15 protein-coding genes and 2 tRNA genes are annotated in these 18,097 nt (G+C 66.7%); 12 read left to right on the top strand and 5 right to left on the bottom strand.

The window, feature by feature from the left end; genetic code table 11:
- Positions 1-87: 87 nt before the first annotated feature.
- From pnp to DK459_RS26285, 3 genes are all read left to right on the top strand, one after another.
- Positions 88-2,244, top strand: coding sequence for a polyribonucleotide nucleotidyltransferase (gene pnp, locus DK459_RS26275; RefSeq protein ID WP_020924855.1), 2,157 nt, complete (start codon positions 88-90; stop codon positions 2,242-2,244).
- Positions 2,245-2,452: 208 nt separating this feature from the next.
- A complete protein-coding gene (locus DK459_RS26280) occupies positions 2,453-3,181 on the top strand; it encodes a hypothetical protein (protein WP_006389122.1) in 729 nt (242 codons plus the stop codon).
- Positions 3,182-3,196: 15 nt separating this feature from the next.
- Entirely contained in the window at positions 3,197-4,414 is a 1,218-nt protein-coding gene (locus DK459_RS26285; RefSeq protein ID WP_006389123.1) for a threonine ammonia-lyase, read from the top strand.
- 1 nt (position 4,415) lies between these two features.
- Here the strand turns inward: DK459_RS26285 and DK459_RS26290 are convergent, their stop codons facing one another.
- Positions 4,416-5,081, bottom strand: a complete 666-nt coding sequence (locus DK459_RS26290) for a PIN domain-containing protein (protein WP_020924853.1) — start codon at positions 5,079-5,081, stop codon at positions 4,416-4,418.
- A gap of 452 nt (positions 5,082-5,533) precedes the next feature.
- Positions 5,534-6,457: a carbon-nitrogen hydrolase family protein gene (locus DK459_RS26295; protein ID WP_020924811.1), complete on the bottom strand. Its 924-nt coding sequence runs from the start codon at positions 6,455-6,457 to the stop codon at positions 5,534-5,536.
- 92 nt (positions 6,458-6,549) lie between these two features.
- Here DK459_RS26295 and DK459_RS26300 point away from each other — a divergent pair, with 92 nt between their 5' ends.
- Positions 6,550-7,491, top strand: a complete 942-nt coding sequence (locus DK459_RS26300) for a LysR substrate-binding domain-containing protein (RefSeq protein ID WP_020924810.1) — start codon at positions 6,550-6,552, stop codon at positions 7,489-7,491.
- Here DK459_RS26300 and DK459_RS26305 read toward each other — a convergent pair.
- Positions 7,432-8,418: an AraC family transcriptional regulator gene (locus DK459_RS26305; protein ID WP_045952815.1), complete on the bottom strand. Its 987-nt coding sequence runs from the start codon at positions 8,416-8,418 to the stop codon at positions 7,432-7,434. The two genes, DK459_RS26300 and DK459_RS26305, sit on opposite strands and share 60 nt — an antisense overlap.
- Before the next feature lie 100 nt (positions 8,419-8,518).
- Between DK459_RS26305 and DK459_RS26310 the strand changes: the two genes are divergently transcribed.
- Both DK459_RS26310 and DK459_RS26315 read left to right on the top strand, forming a co-directional pair.
- Complete coding sequence (locus DK459_RS26310; protein ID WP_070541505.1) at positions 8,519-9,754, top strand: MFS transporter; 1,236 nt, start codon at positions 8,519-8,521, stop codon at positions 9,752-9,754.
- Between the two features lie 108 nt (positions 9,755-9,862).
- A complete protein-coding gene (locus DK459_RS26315) occupies positions 9,863-11,125 on the top strand; it encodes a hypothetical protein (protein WP_024068026.1) in 1,263 nt (420 codons plus the stop codon).
- 140 nt (positions 11,126-11,265) lie between these two features.
- Here DK459_RS26315 and DK459_RS26320 read toward each other — a convergent pair.
- Positions 11,266-11,353: transfer RNA gene (locus DK459_RS26320), tRNA-Ser, on the bottom strand.
- Positions 11,354-11,475: 122 nt separating this feature from the next.
- On the opposite strand from DK459_RS26320, the gene DK459_RS26325 reads away from it, so the two are divergent.
- From DK459_RS26325 to secG, 3 genes are all read left to right on the top strand, one after another.
- Positions 11,476-12,453 (top strand): NAD(P)H-quinone oxidoreductase, encoded by a 978-nt coding sequence (locus tag DK459_RS26325; protein ID WP_006389132.1) that lies wholly within the window; start codon positions 11,476-11,478, stop codon positions 12,451-12,453.
- Positions 12,454-12,581: 128 nt separating this feature from the next.
- Positions 12,582-13,328 carry a triose-phosphate isomerase gene (gene tpiA / locus DK459_RS26330; RefSeq protein ID WP_006389133.1) on the top strand — a complete coding sequence of 249 codons (747 nt, stop codon included), beginning with the start codon at positions 12,582-12,584 and terminating at the stop codon, positions 13,326-13,328.
- Between the two features lie 21 nt (positions 13,329-13,349).
- Entirely contained in the window at positions 13,350-13,853 is a 504-nt protein-coding gene (gene secG / locus DK459_RS26335; RefSeq protein ID WP_054440273.1) for a preprotein translocase subunit SecG, read from the top strand.
- A gap of 85 nt (positions 13,854-13,938) precedes the next feature.
- Here secG and DK459_RS26340 read toward each other — a convergent pair whose 3' ends face one another.
- A complete protein-coding gene (locus tag DK459_RS26340) occupies positions 13,939-14,118 on the bottom strand; it encodes a hypothetical protein (protein ID WP_006389135.1) in 180 nt (59 codons plus the stop codon).
- Between the two features lie 333 nt (positions 14,119-14,451).
- Here DK459_RS26340 and DK459_RS26345 point away from each other — a divergent pair.
- From DK459_RS26345 to DK459_RS26355, 3 genes are all read left to right on the top strand, one after another.
- Positions 14,452-14,536, top strand: a tRNA-Leu gene (locus tag DK459_RS26345).
- Between the two features lie 347 nt (positions 14,537-14,883).
- Positions 14,884-16,578 (top strand): OmpA family protein, encoded by a 1,695-nt coding sequence (locus DK459_RS26350; RefSeq protein WP_020924805.1) that lies wholly within the window; start codon positions 14,884-14,886, stop codon positions 16,576-16,578.
- A 45-nt stretch (positions 16,579-16,623) separates the two neighbouring features.
- Positions 16,624-18,087: a hypothetical protein gene (locus tag DK459_RS26355; RefSeq protein WP_146221917.1), complete on the top strand. Its 1,464-nt coding sequence runs from the start codon at positions 16,624-16,626 to the stop codon at positions 18,085-18,087.
- Positions 18,088-18,097: the final 10 nt, after the last annotated feature.

An 18,097-nucleotide genomic window follows, 5' to 3' on the forward strand; every position in this document is an offset into this window, starting at 1 on the left:
ACGGGGCTGGCTCCCCATGACGCAACCGTGGTCGGTGCGACGCATGTCGCGACGGCCACGGTTTTTCATTTGTAAGGAATAATCGTCATGTTCAATAAAGTGACTAAATCGTTCCAGTACGGCCAGCACACGGTCGTCCTGGAAACCGGCGAAATCGCTCGCCAGGCCTCCGGCGCCGTTGTGGTGTCGATCGAGGACACCGTCGTCCTGGCCACTGTCGTGGCCTCCAAGAAGGCCAAGCCGGGTCAGACGTTCTTCCCGCTGACCGTCGACTACATCGAAAAGACCTACGCCGCCGGCCGCATCCCGGGTGGCTTCTTCAAGCGTGAAGGCAAGCCGTCCGAGAAGGAAACGCTGACCTCGCGCCTGATCGACCGTCCCCTGCGTCCGCTGTTCCCCGAAGACTTCTACAACGAAGTCCAGGTGGTCATCCACACGCTGTCGGTCAATCCCGAAATCGATCCGGACATCGCCGCCATGATCGGCGCGTCGGCCGCCCTGGCCATCTCCGGCATCCCCTTCAACGGCCCGATCGGCGCCGCCCGCGTGGGTTACATCGATGGCCAGTACGCCATCAACCCGACCGCGTCGCAATTGAAGTCGTCGAAGCTGGACCTGGTGGTCGCCGGCACCGAAAACGCCGTGCTGATGGTGGAATCGGAAGCCGACCAGCTGTCCGAGGAAATCATGCTGGGCGGCGTGGTCTACGGCCACGAGCAGATGCAGGCCGTCATCAACGCCATCCACGAACTGGTCAAGGACGCCGGCAAGCCCGATTGGGACTGGCAAGCGCCCGCCAAGGACGAGGCCCTGATCGCCGCCGTCACGTCGGCTGCCCAGGAAGGCCTGAACGCCGCCTACCAGATCCGCGAAAAGCAGGCCCGCACCACCAAGCTGCGTGAAGTCTACGCCGACGTGTCGGCCAAGCTGAACGCCGCCGCCGCCGAGAAGGGCGAGCCGGCGCCGGACGCCGTCACCGTCGACAACATCCTGTTCTCGCTGGAATCGGCCATCGTCCGCGGCCAGATCCTGAACGGCGAACCGCGTATCGATGGTCGCGACACCCGCACCGTGCGTCCCATCAGCGTGCGCCTGGGCGTGCTGCCGCGCGCGCACGGCAGCGCCCTGTTCACCCGCGGTGAAACCCAGGCGCTGGTCGTGGCCACGCTGGGCACCAAGCAGGACGAGCAGATCATTGACGCGCTCATGGGCGAGTACCGCGACCGCTTCATGCTGCACTACAACATGCCTCCGTTCGCCACCGGCGAAACCGGCCGCATCGGCGTGCCCAAGCGCCGCGAAATCGGCCACGGCCGCCTGGCCAAGCGCGCGCTGATCCCGCTGCTGCCGGCCCCGGAAGACTTCCAGTACACCATCCGCATCGTCTCGGAAATCACCGAGTCCAACGGCTCGTCGTCGATGGCTTCGGTCTGCGGCGGCTCGCTGGCCATGATGGATGCCGGCGTGCCGGTCAAGGATCACGTGGCCGGCGTGGCCATGGGCCTGATCCTGGACGGCGGCAAGTTCGCCGTGCTGACCGACATCCTGGGTGACGAAGATCACCTGGGCGACATGGACTTCAAGGTCGCAGGCACCGAAAACGGCGTCACCGCGCTGCAGATGGACATCAAGATCCAGGGCATCACCAAGGAAATCATGCAAGTGGCGCTGGCGCAAGCCCGCGAAGGCCGCCTGCACATCCTGGGCAAGATGAAGGAAGCGCTGGACGGTTCGCGCGGCGAGCTGTCGGCTTTCGCCCCGCGCATGCTGACCATCAAGATCAACCCCGAGAAGATCCGCGACGTGATCGGCAAGGGCGGCGCCACCATCCGCGCGCTGACCGAGGAAACCGGCACCCAGATCGACATCTCCGACGACGGCACGATCGTGATCGCCAGCGTCGACGAAGCGCAGGCCAAGGAAGCCCAGCGCCGCATCGTCGAGCTGACCGCCGACGTCGAAGTGGGCCAGGTCTACGACGGCTCGGTCCTGCGCCTGCTGGACTTCGGCGCCATCGTGCAAGTGCTGCCGGGCCGCGACGGCCTGCTGCACATCTCGGAAATCGCCAACTACCGCATCGCCAACATCAACGATGTGCTGAAGGTCGGCCAGCAAGTCCGCGTCAAGGTCATCGAGGCCGACGACAAGGGCCGCCTGCGCCTGTCCATCAAGGCGATCGGCGGCATCGAGCAGCAGCAGGCCGCTGCCGAAGCCGCCCCGCAAGCGGAACCGCAAGCCGAATAAGGCCTGCCTTTCCCCTGCTCAAGAACGGCGCCGCGAGGCGCCGTTTTTCTTTGCTTTGGTGGCAGGCGGATTCATCTTCTTTCGTCTTCGAATCTCCCGCATCTCCCATCTTCGCGCGCCTTACGGTAAAGTCTTGCGCGTGACACGAGCGCCGGCGCGGCGCAAGCCGGCAGGGCGCCAGACAGAGGGGGATACGGATGGATCGAGCATGACGCGATGGCGAGGACCCGCCACGGCGGCGGCCATGCTGCTGGGAGCGTTGTTGGCCGGATGCATGTCCGCGCCCGGGCCGGGCCAGGGTTCGCCCAAGGGCGAAGGCATGTCGGCCGACCAACTGGTCCAGACCGACTTCAACCGCACCGTCACCCTGGAGGTGCGCGACAACCTGGCCAGCCTCTACAGCCTGCTGGACAAGCTCTACCGACGCAACCCGCGCGAATGGCGCAAGACCGGCGCGCCCGACCACGCGACCGCGGTGTCGCGGGTCAAGCATGCGATCGAGGTGCGGATCCCGCCGGCCGACCTGGCCGGCCTGCACGACATCCAGATCCTGGCGGTGTCGCTCGATCCCAACTACAGCGGCGACCGCGTCGGGGCCTTCATCTACGGCCTGGCCGACACCATCATCGCCGCCCACAATGGCAAGACCCGCCTGTACGCCACCGACGCGCTCGACGGGCAGCGGGTCTACAATGCCGCACGGAACGTCGAGGCGGCGGCCTGGCTGCTGGCGTCGCGCCGCAACAACCAGGGCGAGCCGCTGCTGCTGGCCAACGAGATGTCGGCGCAGGCCACCAACCTCAGTTTCGAACGCGAGTTCGGCGCCATCATCGGCCGGCTGGACCTGATCGCCAATCTGCTGGGCGAGAACTCGCGGCGCATCGGCATCAACTATGCGCAAGGCCTTTTGCTGTTCAATTTCCTGCCGGTGCGCTAACAGGATTTTTCCACCGTGATCGATATCGCTTCCATCCAGACCGCCCGCGAGAACCTGCGTGGCCAGGTGCTCAAGACCCCGTTCACCCTGTCGCGCACGCTGTCCGACATCTTCGGCGCCGAGATCTGGCTGAAATTCGAGAACCTGCAGTTCACCGCCAGCTTCAAGGAGCGCGGCGCGCTCAACCGCATGCTGACGCTGTCGGAAGACGAGCGCCGCGCGGGCGTAATCGCGGTGTCGGCCGGCAACCATGCCCAGGGCGTGGCCTACCATGCGCAGCGCATGGGCGTGCCGGCCGTGATCGTGATGCCGCGCTTCACGCCGACCGTGAAGGTCGCCAACACGCGCCGCTTCGGCGCCGAAGTGGTGCTGGCCGGCGATACCTTCGACGACGCCAAGGCGCATGGCTACGAGCTGGCCAAACAGCGCGGGCTGATCATGATCCACCCCTACGACGACGAGGCCGTGATCGCGGGGCAGGGCACGGTGGCGCTGGAAATGCTGGAAGACCAGCCGCAGCTGGACATGTTGGTGATCGCCATCGGCGGCGGCGGCCTGATCTCGGGCATCGCCACGGCAGCCAAGGCGCTCAAGCCCGGCATCGAGATCATCGGGGTGCAGACCGAGCGCTTTCCCGCCATGTATGCCGCCGTCAAGGGCGTATCGATGCCGCAGGGGCAGTACACCATCGCCGAAGGCATCGCGGTGAAATCGCCGGGCGGGCTGACGCAGCCCATCGTCAGCCGGCTGGTCGACGACATCGAACTGGTCAGCGAGGCCGACATCGAGCACGCCATCGTGGTGCTGCTGGAAATCGAGAAGACCGTGGTCGAAGGCGCTGGCGCGGCCGGCCTGGCGGCGCTGCTGCGCGCGCAGGAGGCGGGCAGCGAGCGCTTCAAGGGCAAGCGCATCGGCCTGGTGCTGACCGGCGGCAACATCGACCCCTTGATGCTGGGCGAACTGATCGAGCGCGGCATGGTGCGCGCCGGCCGCCTGGCCCGCATCCGCGTCGATCTGCGCGACCTGCCGGGCGCGCTGGCCCACGCCACCAAGCTGATCGCCGACGCCCAGGCCAACATCACCGAGGTGCATCACCAGCGCGCGTTCACCTCATTGCCGGTGCGCAACGTGGAAGTGGATTTCGTGCTGCAGACGCGCGGGCCGGAGCACATCCAGGAAGTGATCGACATCCTGAACGCGGCCGGTTTCGCGGCCAGCAACCACGACCATTGAGTCAGGGGCGGCCCAGCTCCGGATCCCGGCCCACCTGGTTCTTCAGCCGGTACAGCCGCTCGCGGTGCAAGGTCGCGGCCAGCGGCTCGGGCTCGCGCCCCAGCGCCACGTAGTCGGCCGGGATCTGCGCGATGGCGTCGCGCATGCGCCCGGCGCCGTCCTGCCACCATTGCGCCAGCATGCGGTCGGGGTTGTACACGTCCAGGCCCTGGCGGCGCAGTTCCGAGCGGTTGAAATCCTTCAGGTTCCAGGTCAGCACCTGCACCACCGGCGTCTGCGGCAGGCCGCAGCGCGCGCGGCGCGCCAGGCCGGCGGCGATGACGTGGAAATCCTTGGGGTCGCTGTAGCGCAGCGCCGCCTCGTAGACCTGGGTGTCGTGCTCGATGGCCTGCGGGAAGCGGGCGTTCATCTCGGCCCAGAACTCGGCCATCACCTCGGGCGGGATGTCCCAGATGCGGCAGGCGTTACGGCGCCATTCCTCGCCGATGCGTTCGGTCCAGACCGGCTGGAACACGCCGGCGTCGGCCAGGCGCAGCAGCAGGCGGCGCAGGATGCCGGACATGAGGACACAGGCGTCCAGGACGATGAAGGGCGGGGCGGCGGGTGTGGCGGTCAAGATCGGGCGGTCCGGGCGCGCAGGCAAGGCAGGCGCGGCGGCGCCTGGCATAGGGGTGGTGCCCGAGACCGGAATCGAACCGGTACGGCCTTGCGGCCGAGGGATTTTCGTACCACTTCGACTTTCGCCGCCGGCGCGTCAAGCGCCGTTCGTGGTCTGGAGCACGCCTTCACCATAGCCTTGCGGCCTTAGGTGCCCGCCGTCTGCTCTCTACACCTTCCCGGTTCTTTCGAAGCGGGCTTGGCTCGGCGTTGGCTCGGACCGGGTCCAGGGCATTCGCCGAGTTTGACGGGCTACACCTCTGGAGTTTCCTCCGGAGGGCTCAAATGGATTCAAGTCCCTTGTGTCTACCAATTTCACCACTCGGGCATCGCCGACCCCGCGGACGGGGCGGCAACGGGATACCGGGTGAGCCGCGCGGGCGCGGCATGGGTATCCAGCGGCCGTGACTATACCACTGGAGCCGCGGGCTTCCCGCCCTGGCGGACGCCGGCCGGGTGAAGTCAGGCGGTGAAACGCACGCTCTGGCGCACGCGTTCATCCACGTCCAGGGCGAAAACGTCGGGACGCGCGTAATGGCCGACCACGTCGAAGTCGTAGCGCGCGCGCACCAGGTCCTCGATGTCGATGGTTGCGGTCAGCAGGCCGGTCTGGCCGTGCAGCGGGCCGGCCAGGACGTCGCCCAGCGGGCCGACGATGAGCGAGCCGCCATTGATGAGCGGGCGTTGCGGATCCCAGCCGGGCACGTCCAGGCCCAGTTCGGCGGGCGACGGCTGCACCTGGCAGGCGCTGATGACGAAGCAGCGGCCCTCGTGGGCGATGTGACGCATCGAGCATTGCCAGATGTCGCGTTCGTCGACGGTGGGCGCGCACCAGATCTGCACGCCCTTGGCGTACATGGCGGTGCGCAGCAGCGGCATGTGGTTTTCCCAGCAGATGGCGCCGCCGACGCGGCCCGCGGCGGTTTCCACCACGGGCAGGGTGGAGCCGTCGCCCTGGCCCCAGATCAGGCGTTCGGTGCCGGTGGGCATGAGCTTGCGGTGCCTGGCGGCCAGGCCGGCGGCCGGATCGAAGTACAGCGCGGTGCAGTACAGCGTGCTGCCGGCGCGTTCGATGACGCCGATCACCAGGCTGGCGCCGGTGCGTTGCGACAGCGCGGCCAGCGCGTCGGTCTCGGGGCCGGGCACGTCGATGGCGTTCTGGTAATAGCGGGCATAGGCCTGACGGCCTTCGGGCAAGCGGTAGCCGAGGCGCGTGCCGAATATCTCGCCCTTGGGATAGCCGCCGAGCAGGGCTTCGGGCATGACCACGAGCGCGGCGCCCGAGGCGGTGATCTCGGCCTCGAAGGCCAGGATCCGTTCCAGGGTGGCTTCCTTGCCCTCGGGCGAGGCGCCGATCTGCAGCGCGGCAACGGTCTGGGTGGTCATGCGGGTTCCTTGGCTGGGGCTGGCGGGGTGTTGGGAGCTGCCAGTGTCGGCGCCAGCCTAAAATCGATCAATCCCATTTGACGATAAATGATATGAGCCAGATCGATATCGAGTCGACCGACCTGAACCTGCTCAAGGTGTTCGAGGCGATCTACGACGAAGGCGGCGCGGGCCGCGCGGCGCTGCGGCTGGGCGTGACGCAGTCGGCCGTCAGCGCGTCGCTGGCGCGGCTGCGCACGCTGTATGCGGATCCGCTGTTCGTGCGCACCGGGCGCGGCCTTTCGCCCAGCCTGCGGGCCCGCGAGCTGCGGCCGATCATCGGCGAGGCGCTGGACAAGTGCCGGCAAAGCCTGTCGCTGGCCCGGCCTGGGCCGGCCGGTTTTGCCGGGCGTTCGGTCACGCTGGGGCTGTCGGACGACTTCGAAATCGCGCTGGGGCGCGAGGCCATCGCGGCGCTGGCCGAGGCTGCGCCGGGACTACGTCTGATCTTTCGCCAGACCCACAGCCGCCTGGCCGCCGACATGCTGATGGCGCGCGACGTCGACCTGGTGATCGCGTCCGGTGGACTGACCGCGCCCGCATTGCAGCGCGTGACCGTGGGGCAGGGCGACTATGCCTGCCTGGTTGATCCGGCCAGCCTGGCGCCGGGCCAGGATGCGTTGTCCGTGGAGGATTTCACCGGGCGTGCGCACGTGCTGGTGTCGTCGGGCGGATTCATCGGCGTGGTTGACGAGGTGCTGCACGCGCAGGGATTGACGCGACGGGTGCTGGCCGCGACCACGCACTTTGCGGCGCTGGCGTTCCTGCTGCGTGGCGGCGACGCGCTGGCGACCCTGCCGACCCACGCGGCGCGCGGCCTGGCGGCGGTCTCGGGGCTGCGGCTGCTGCCGTGCCCGGTCGCCATGCCGGGCTACGCCATCGAGATGGGCTGGCGCGCCGATGCCTTGCGCGATGAGGCCGTGGCGGTGGCACGCCTATCCCTGCTGGGCCTGCTGCAGGGCTACGGTTGGGCCGCGGCGCCTGGCGCCCGGTGATTGACCAGTGACGCGTTTATAGGCGCGGCTGAAGGCGGCTTGGGAGGTATAGCCGAGGCGCTCGGCCACGGTGTCGATCGGCAAGCGCTCGTGGGATAGCCATTGGCTGGCCAGGCGCATGCGCAATTCGGTGGCGTAGCGCAGCGGCGGCGTGCCGATGGTGGCCTGGAAGCGTTGCGCGAAGACCGATCGCGAGACATTGCATTGCGCCGCCAGTTCTTCCACGGTCCAATCGCGGCCGGGCTGGCGATGCAGGGCCAGGATGGCGCGCGCCAGCCGCGGGTCGCGCAGGGCGGCCACCAGGCCGGCGGCATCATCGCAACCGCTTTCGATCCAGCCGCGCACGATCATGGCGGCCACCACTTCCGCCAGGCGCGCCAGGATGCCGGCAAAGCCGATGCGTCCGGCGCAGATTTCGCGCTTCATGGCGTCCAGCAGCGCCAGCGCGCCCGGGTAGCGTTCGCTGGCGGCGTCCACCAGCATCAGGCCAGGCATCAAGGGGCCGAGGCCCCGCATGCCGCCCAGGTCGAACGCCATGCAGCCATAGAAGAGCACGGCGCTGGGCGTGTCGTGCGTGCTGGGGCAGGTGTCGACGCCGCTGACCTGCTCGCCCAGCGGCGCCGCGGCCACCTCGTCGATATCGCGCACCGGGGCGCGCGGGTCGGATAGCAAGTGATGGGCGTCGCCCTGGGGAATGAGCACGGCGTTGCCCGCGGACAGCGGATGCAGCGCGCCGTCGGCGCTGCGCAGCACCGCGTTGCCAACCGCCAGGTAGTGGAAGTAGGCGTGGCCGGGGCGGGCGCGGAAACCCAGGCCGACCGGCGCGCCGACCTGGATGCGGCGGTATTGCACGCCGCGCAGGCGCATGCCGGTCAGCAGTTCACTGATCAGGTCGGACGAAAGCGCAAAGGCATCCGTGGCATTCATTCAGGTGTTTGGATCAAAAATCAAAGATTCTTCATCATAGATCATCCTGGACGCCATCCCTAGACTGGCCGCTGTGATGTTTTCCTGAGGATGTTCTGCGATGAGTCATGGTGTCTGTGAAGCGGTCTGCGATGGCCGCATGTCGCGCGCGGCGGATGCGCCGCCCGCCTGGATGGCGGTGTTTTCGCTGGCGATGGGGGTGTTCGGCTTGCTGACCGCGGAGTACCTGCCGGCCAGCCTGCTGACGCCGATGGCGCTCGACCTGGGCGTCTCCGAGGCGCTGGCCGGGCAGGCGGTGACGGTGACGGCGGTGGTGGCGCTGTTTGCCGGACTGCTGGTGCCGGGTCTGACGCGCGCGCTCGATCGGCGCGTGGTGCTGCTGGCCTTCAGCACCCTGATGGTGGCCTCCAATCTGCTGGTGGCGCTGTCTTCCAGCCTGACGGTGCTGCTGGCGATGCGTATTTTGCTCGGCATTGCGCTGGGCGGTTTCTGGAGCATGGCGGCGGCGGTGGCCATGCGCCTGGTGCCGCCCGCCCTGCTGCCGCGCGCGTTGTCGATCATCTTCAGTGGCATTGCCGTGGGGACCGTGGTGGCGGTGCCGCTCGGCAGCTATCTGGGCGGCAGGTATGGCTGGCGCAGCGCCTTCGTCGCCGCCGCCGCGGTCGGCGTGGCGACGCTGGCGTTCCAGTGGCTCACGCTGCCGCGGCTGGCGCCGGGCCGGACCGCGCGGCTGCGCACGGTGCTGGAGGTATTGCTGCGTCCCGGCATCGCCGTCGGCATGCTGGGATGCGTGCTGGTGCACACCGGCCACTTCGCGTTGTTCACCTACATCCGGCCGTTCCTTGAAACCACGACAGGCGTCGGCGCCGACGGACTGGCCTTGATGCTGCTGGGTTTTGGCGTGGCGAATTTCGCCGGCACCCTGCTGGCGGGCTGGTTGCTGGGGCACAGCGCCCGCGCCACGCTGGTGCTGATGCCCGCGCTGGTGGGGGCGGCGGCCCTGGCGCTGGCCTTGCTGCCGGCGTCCGTGACGGGACAGGCGCTGCTGGTGGCGCTATGGGGAATGGCGTTCGGCGGGGTGCCGGTGGCGTGGTCGAACTGGGTGGCCAGCGCGATGCCCGACCAAGCCGAAAGCGCGGGCGGCATGGTGGTGGCGTCGGTGCAGTCGTCGATCGCGGCGGGCGCGGCGGCCGGTGGCGCGATGTTCAGCGCCAACGGCATTGTCGGCGTGTTCGTGGCGGCCGGCATCCTGATGCTGCTGGCGGCGCTGCTGATCGCATTGCGGGTGCGCATCCACGCGCCCGGACGCGGCTCCGGTCCGGCAGTGCATCTTTGAGACCTGCGCCGCCTGAGGCCGGCGCGGTATGAGGCCGCGCCGGCCGGGCGCGCGAATGCGGCGACGGTATCATGTGCCATCCTCGTCTTGGCAGCCCGCCGCACATCCATGGTCCCTGCATCGACCCCGCTTCTCGACCGCCTGCTTGCCGACGGCGTCATTCGCCCGGACCACCACGCCGCCGCGCGCCAGCGCCTGGGCGAGAGGGGCGCCGAACCGTGGGCGTCGCTTGGCGAGGCGTTGTTCTGGCTGGTGGACGAGCACATCGTTTCCGACGAGGACCTGGCGGCCATCGGCGAGCTGTCCGTGACCGAAGCCGCCTTCGCCGGCAACGCCACCCGTCGCCAGGCGCTGGCCGAGATGGACGCGCTGATGCAGCGCAAGCTTGAAGAATACGAACGGCAGGTGCGCCAGATCGCGCTCAAGCGCGCTTTTCCCGGCCCGCGCTGGGCATGGCTGGGCGGCGGCGTGATCGCGGTGGCCGCGGCGGGCTGGTACCTGTTTGCGCCGGCATCGCCGCCGCAATGCGATGACGCCGATGTGCAGAAGACCCTGCGCGCCAGCATGTTCACCTCGCGCATCCAGCAGATGTCCAGGAACCCGCTGGCCGGGGGCGCGGCGCCCGCGGACCTGTACCTGGCGACATTTGCGGACGTGAAGGAGGTCGGCTACATCAAGCCGGAACGTTCGCGCGGTTGCACCGCCACGTTGAAGGTGGGCGAGGCCACCTCCAGCCTGGCCTACACCATCGGGCCCAATGCCAAGGGCGAAATGATGATCGCCGGCGCGGACCCGCGCGTGGTGCGGGCCCGTTACGGGCAGCTCGATGCCAGCGGCAAGCCGCGCGACGTGGGCCAGCCGGCCGGCGCCGTCCGGCTGGCAGCCGCGTTCGAGCAGGGCGTGGCGGCATTCGACCAGACCACCCGGGGCGAAGCGCGCAAGGCGGCGTACGAGCGCCAACGCCAGCGCGTGGGCCTGCCGCCGGAAACCGATACGCGTACGGTGCGCAACGTCCAGCCGCTGGGCGACTGCAAGGAGCTGGGAGGCGGCAAATGGTCGTGCCGCTTGCAGGCCGAATATCGCGACCGGCTGCTGTCGGCCATCGGCCGCGCCGACTGGCAGGTGCTCGAAGGCGATTTCGATTTCGTGCGCGACGGCGATGCCTGGCGCGTGGGCGAAACGTTCACGCGCCAGTACATGGATGCGATCGTGCGCGGCCGGGTGGCCGAATTGAAGGGCGACGAGGCGGCGGCGCAACTGGAGCAGATCCAGCGCCAGCGGCCGGACGCCGCCGCGCCAACGCCCGATGCGGCACCCCCCGCGGCGCGTGGCCGCGAGCATCGCGGTGATGGCGCCGTGATCAACAAATGACGGGCGCCGTGCCACAAGGCGCGACGCGACCCGCCGCTGACCGGCCTCCGCGCCCAGCACAAGCGAAGGCGAGCGCGATCCTGCCGGCCGATAGGCCTGGGCGCATGATGGCGCGAAAAAGGGGGGAGAGGGCGGATTCCTGGCGGAAGCGGTGAGATTCGAACTCACGAACGGTTGCCCGTTGCCGGTTTTCAAGACCGGTGCAATCGACCACTCTGCCACGCTTCCTGGTGCCGCACTGTACTGCGGGGGGCGGCAATCCGGCCGCCAGGCAAACACTCTACCTGACGAAAACGCGACTTGCCGTAAAGGGCGCAATAATAATCCATTTGCCGCGAAGGAGGCACGCGATGCACTGTGTAGAAATCTCACGCCCGGGCGGCCCCGAGGTCCTGGTTCCCGCCGAACGTCCCACGCCCGAAGCCGGCAAGGGTGAAGTGCTGATCAAGGTCAGCGCCGCGGGCGTCAACCGTCCGGACGTGTTCCAGCGCAAGGGCAACTACGCGCCGCCGCCCGGAGCGTCCGACCTGCCGGGCCTGGAAGTGGCCGGTGAAATCGTCGGCGGCGACCTGGCCGGCAGCGGCTTCGCGCTGGGCGACAAGGTGTGCGCCCTGGTCGCTGGCGGCGGCTATGCCGAATACTGCGTCGCGCCCGCCGCCCAGTGCCTGCCGATTCCCAAGGGCCTGTCCGATATCGAAGCGGCCGGCCTGCCGGAAACCTATTTCACCGTCTGGAGCAACGTGTTCGACCGCGGCCGCCTGGCCGACGGCGAGATCCTGCTGGTGCACGGCGGCGCCAGCGGCATCGGCACCACGGCCATCCAGCTGGCCCGCGCCATGGGCAACCCGGTCTACGCCACCGTCGGCAGCGATGACCGCGCTCGCGCGGTCGAGGCCCTGGGCGCCGCGCGCGGCATCAATTACAAGACGCAGGACTTCGTCAAGGAAGTGAAGGACGCCACCGGTGGCCGCGGCGTCGACGTGATCCTGGACATGGTGGCCGGCGACTACATCGCCCGCGACATGCAATGCCTGGCCGACGACGGCCGCATCGTCATCATCGCCCAGCTGGGCGGCGCGCAGGCCAATGTCGATACCAGCCAGGTCATGCGCCGCCGCCTGACCATCACCGGCTCGACCCTCCGTCCGCGCCCGGTGGACTTCAAGGGCGCCATCGCCCGGGCGCTGCGCGAGCGCGCCTGGCCGCTGCTGGAGCAGGGCGCCATCAAGCCGATCGTGCACGCCACCTTCCCGCTGGCCCAGGCCGCCCAGGCCCACGCCATGATGGAAAGCGGCGAGAACATCGGCAAAATCATCCTGACCGTGTAAGAAACGCGCGGCGTTCGGCGCGGCGCCGCGCAACAGGATACAATCACGGGTTTCGCCTGGAATTATTTCCAGGCCAGCCCGTGGGCGGGTGCTTTTCCCCCGGGTTCACCCACTCTGACATTTGCGCCATGACTTCAGTCGAACACCGCGCCCGCCTCGTGCTGGGCAACTGGAAGATGCACGGCAACCTGGCCGAGAATGCCGCGTTGCTGACCGAACTGCGCGCCGCGGATGCCGCCAGCCATTGCGAGATCGGCGTCTGCGTGCCGTTTCCGTACCTGGCGCAGGCCGCCTCGGCCCTGACCGGCAGCGCCGTGTCCTGGGGCGCGCAGGACGTCAGCGCCCACGACAAGGGCGCCTACACGGGCGAAGTCGCGGGCGCCATGCTCAAGGAATTCGGCTGCCGCTATGCGCTGGCCGGCCACTCCGAGCGCCGCGTGCTGCACGGTGAAACCGACCAGATGGTCGCCGACAAGGCTCGCGCCGCGCTGGCTGCCGGCCTGACCCCGGTGGTGTGCGTGGGCGAGTCGCTGGCCGATCGCGAAGCCGGTAACACGCTGGCCGTGATCGAACGCCAGCTCAAGCCGGTGCTGGCGCTGGGCGCCGAGGCCGTCTCGCGCATGGTGCTGGCCTACGAACCCGTGTGGGCCATCGGCACCGGCCGCACCGCCAGCCCCGAGCAGGCCCAGGAAGTCCACGGCGCCATCCGCGCCGCCCTGGTCGCGCTGGGCGCGGCCCAGGTGCAGGTTTTGTACGGCGGCAGCGTCAAGGCTGCCAATGCCGCCAGTTTGTTCGCCATGACTGATATCGACGGAGCCCTGGTCGGCGGCGCGTCGCTCGTGGCCGAAGAATTTTTGCGAATCGCCGCCATCTAAGTTTCCGTTCCGGAGTCTGTAATGCCCTTGATGCTCAAACTTCTGCTGGCCGTCCAAGTGATCTCGGCGCTGGCTATCATCGTGCTGGTCCTGCTGCAGCAGGGCAAAGGCGCCGACATGGGGTCCGCGTTCGGCAGCGGCTCGTCGGGCAGCCTGTTCGGCGCCACCGGCGCGGCCAACTTCCTGTCGCGTGCCACCAAGTGGGCCGCGGTGGTCTTCTTCGCCTCCACGGCCGGCCTGGCCTATGTCAGCCACAAGGGCACCAGCGGCCCCGCCGTCGACTCCGGCGTGATGCAGAACTTCCCGGCCGACCGTTCCGTGCCGCAGGTGCCGGGCGCCGCGCCGGCCCAGCCGGGCGCGGGCGCCTCGTCGGTGCCGGGCGCTTCGTCCGTCCCCGGCGCCGCTTCGTCGGTGCCTGGCGCCGGTTCGGCTCCTGCCCCGGCCCCGGCTGCCAAGCCGGACGCTTCGGTGCCGTCGGCGCCGGCCGCCGCGGGCGACAAGCCGGCCGAAACGCCGGCCAAGTAAGCCTGGACAGCATGAGAAAGGCCGGCGATAGCCGGCCTTTTTTCATGGCGGCGCCGCAATGGCGCCCTTTGCGGGAAAGCCGTGTTCAGGCGCCCGGCAGCATGTGGCGCGCCGACACCGCGAGGATGCGTTCGGCGGATTCGCGCAACTGGCGCGCTTCGCGGTAGGCCCGCAGGGACACGACGGCGTCGTAACGGCGCGAGCTGCGCGGGCCGGCGAGCAGCGTGGGGCGACGGGCCAGGATGGGGGATATCAGACGTTGCATGGTGGAGCCTTTTCTACGGGCCTGAGGCCCTGTTGTGTATGGCTGGCATCGTAAGCCGGCCAGGCATGCGCGCCAACGAATTCCCTTTTATATGAATATCCGGAGGAAATTCCCCGGGAACATCCCGGGTGTGCGCATGGGGATGCCAGTATTGCCCGGAGACATGACAGATTGATGCCATGGCCTGTCGCGCTTGTAAGGGCTTGTTGCCCGGGCGAGGCTCGCCGGACGGCCGGGTCTGGAGCGGCAAGGCGAGCGGATGCACGCGAATCGTCAATTACGTGATAGAATGTTCGACTTTCCAGGAAGCCACGGCTTTTCTGGATGAAGTCAGCCGACGTGGTGAAATTGGTAGACACGCTATCTTGAGGGGGTAGTGGCGAAAGCTGTGCGAGTTCGAGTCTCGCCGTCGGCACCAAGAATTTGTCCGGACATCCGGACATCCGGACAGCAAAGGCCTGTAAGAACTGGATTCTTACAGGCCTTTTGTCTTTGCGTTCGTCTCTTTGCGCCTGCCCTGTCCGGGGGGCCGCTCTGCAATTCCCCTTCGATTCGCCATTTGAGCCCCATGCCAATGCACGGGAGGGGCGCCATGGGTCGTCATCTTCTGTCGATCTGAAATAATTTGTATTGCATTTGGCGCATCACAATGCATCTATTACAATGCAAATCCTTCAAAATGTAATTTATCTAAATCAATATCGGGCTACGGCGCAGATAAATACACATTTATAAATTTATATTTGTAATTGTAGTGAGGGGTTGATGGCTTTTGGTTTCGATGTGGGCACGACAATCACGTCCGTTCTGCGAGTCACGACGCTTCGCATTCTTCCCACCGTGCTGTGTGCCAGTCTTGCCTCCCTCGGCTTGGCGGGGTGCCAGACCTTACCCGGCGACAGCAACGCGCTGCAAAGTACGTTCGCGAGTAATGATCCTTGCTCCGATAGTTCGCGCAATACAGGGATTGCCGTGGGCGGTGCCCTTGGCGCGGTCGCCGGGGCTTTGCTGGGCGGGAAGAACGCCAGGGACAAGGTGATTGTCGGGGCCATCGGCGCGGCGGCAGGCGCCTTGGTCGGCGGCGTGATCGGTCACAACATTGACGAGCGCAGATGCGCGCTCTTCAAGGTGGCGCAGGCCAATAACCTCGACCTGGTTGTTTCCGACATCAAGGTGGCCGATACCCAAGTGGATCCGCTGGCCACGCCCAAGCCGCAAGGCGGCGGATCCGCGGACGCTGCCAAGACGACCGCTGGCCTGAGCGTGTCCATCATCGACAAGGGCGAACAGTTCGCGCCGGGCTCGGCGATTTTGACGCCGCAGGCGGCGAAGGCCATGGCGGATCTGGCCGACACCTACCGCGATGTGGCGGCGGCCTCCGCCAGCGCCAAGGATCGAGACGCCGTCAATGCGCGGAACAATGCGATGCGCATTCTTTTGGTCGGACACACCGATGACACGGGTTCTTCCCAGCTCAACGCCGACCTCTCCGAAGCTCGCGCCCGCGCGGTGGCCAAGATCTTCGTGTCCCGCGGTTTCAGGGCAGATCAGATCTTCTATCAAGGCGCGGGCGAAACGCTGCCGATTGCGGACAACCACAGTGCAGCGGGACGCGCGCGTAACCGCAGGGTCGAGGTGGTCGATCTGGGCGAAGACGAGGCCATGGCGGGCTATCTGGCCAACCGCAAGCCCGTGCTGGCGTACTACCGGACGCCCGGGCCGGCAGCCTCGGGGCCGCGCAAGGAAACAACAGGCGGGGCGCAGCCGACCTCTTCCCGCAAGGCTTCCGTCGGCCAAGCGAACCGGAACGACAGGCCGTCAGTTGCCAGCCCGGATCCGTCGGCGACGGATGCAACGCCTTCGGCGCATGCGAGCACTGCCGCCCAAGACATTGATTTCGGTGGCACGCCAGTGCACGGCAACTATGTACAGGTCAGCATCGGCAAGCTCTCGACGCAGAAATCGACTTTCAGCTTGCTGAGCACCGCGCACGCAGCCGAGCCTTCCATCGTGGGCAGTTGCGCGGATGATCGCCCCCGCATTTCGAAGGGCGTCAAGTCGCTCAAGAACGATCGGGAGGCCAAGTTCTCCACCAACGACTATCTGCCTGGCGTGTACGACTCGAGCTGGGCGGGCTTGGTAAATGGGCACTTGGTGGCACTGACGCATGTCGCCGTGTTGCGCGATGGCGGCTCGCCGGCGCGCCGTCCTGAACTGCTTGTCTACACCAATTATTCGGGCGATAAGAAGGCTGAACCGACCCTCCGCAGCAAGCCGGAAGTCAATGCCTATCAAGGCTCGGATGCTCTCCTGTACCGGGTGTTCGTAGGCGATTCCTTGCAGTGCATGGACATCGTCATTCCGAACAAGGATCCCCGCCACGCCCCTGATTCGAATCTGGTCTATACGTTGAACAAGCAGTCCTACCAGACCGCTTTCGCTCCCAGCTTGGCTAAGTGACGCGACACCAGCCTCGGATCGGTTGATACATACAAAGGACGCAGGATGCTTGAATCCCTGAATAATTTCTACGCGGCAAACACGGCATTTATCTACTTCGTCATTGCCATGATCCTATTGGCGATAACAGTGGCTTTGTTCCGGTTCAATCTGTGGTTTCGTGATCTGTGGGTATCTTTGCCCATCATCGGCAGCCTGGCTCGCCTCGCCAAGGATCGCACCAAGGGGAACGAGGGCTGGCTACGCGCGGAGGAAAGCCTGTGCGCTATCTACAAGCCGTTCTGCAACTTCATGTCGCAAGGCCAGTTCGCGCACTATAGCGACTATCTGCGCAAGGCGTCGGACAAAGGCCAAAAGCCGGCGCCTCTTTTCATCTGGTCGCTGCTGGTAGTGCTGGTGATCGCCGAAGGGATCGGGTTCTCGTACATGTTGTCGTCGTGGATGGCCAGCGAAGCGAGCAGCAATATGGTCGCCATCATTTCGGTCTGCGTGGTGTTCGTCATTTGCGTGATCATGGTGATGATCACGCACCAGGCCGGTCACCAATACCGTCGGACGAAACTGCTGCGCGCCTGCTTCGCTCAGTTCAAGGAGGGCGACAGTAGCGCGAACCTCGAAGTTGAGCAGGTCGGCCTGAACGACCACGGCCGCGACGATCGTGCGCCCTATTACAACCAGATCCTCAATCGAATCGCCAAGAATCCCTATGACCGCGGCAGCTACGGTTGGGTCTACTCCGCCATCATCCTGATCGTGGGCATCGCTGTGCTGTCCACTGGCCTGCGCTACACGCACATGCTCAATGAGCAGACGCGGGAATCGGCGCAAATGAATGGCAGCGCGGCGTTCAATCCGTTCGCGAGCACCTTGCCCGATGCCGTAAGCGCCCCGCAGCGTGCTGCGGACGCCAAGGCAAAAAGCGACGCCGATAGCGGTACCTCCATCGAGGGCATGACGGCGTTTCTGATGCTGGGCCTTATCTATGTAGCGACACAGGCGATTGGTTTGCTCATTGGCTACAAATATGGGTTTGTGGGCAATGAGTCGAAGAACGCCTATGATTCCACCGGGGGTTTCAGCGACTACGGCGCCTACAAAAGTCACTATCAGCCGATCCGAGACCTGGTCAACGGCCGGCTCAAGGACCTGCAGCAGCGCCTGGAGGCCAACGCCAACAATCGCATGAAGTTGTCCAAGACCTTCGACGATTACCTGCGCGAAGCCAACCGGAATTCGGCGGCGCTCGATATCGTGGACCATCTGACGCCTCCCAAAAGGCCCGCGGCCGTCCCCGGGCCGGAAATGCCGGCTCAGGTTGAGCCGGGCTACGATCTGCACCATATCAAGACCGAAATCGACCGTTTGAACGACCCGGAGCGGGAAAAGGCGTATTTCGTGGCCCTGCCCGCTGCGGTCCGCGGCGATGCGGATTTGCGTGCGTGGCTCAAGGAGCGAAAGGAGCGGCGTGAACGGGAAGCACAGGACGCACTGGCCGATGATTTGTTTTGACGCCAAGGGA

Source organism: Achromobacter sp. RW408, assembly GCF_003184165.1.
In the GTDB taxonomy this organism is placed as follows: Bacteria; Pseudomonadota; Gammaproteobacteria; order Burkholderiales; family Burkholderiaceae_B; genus Achromobacter; species Achromobacter xylosoxidans.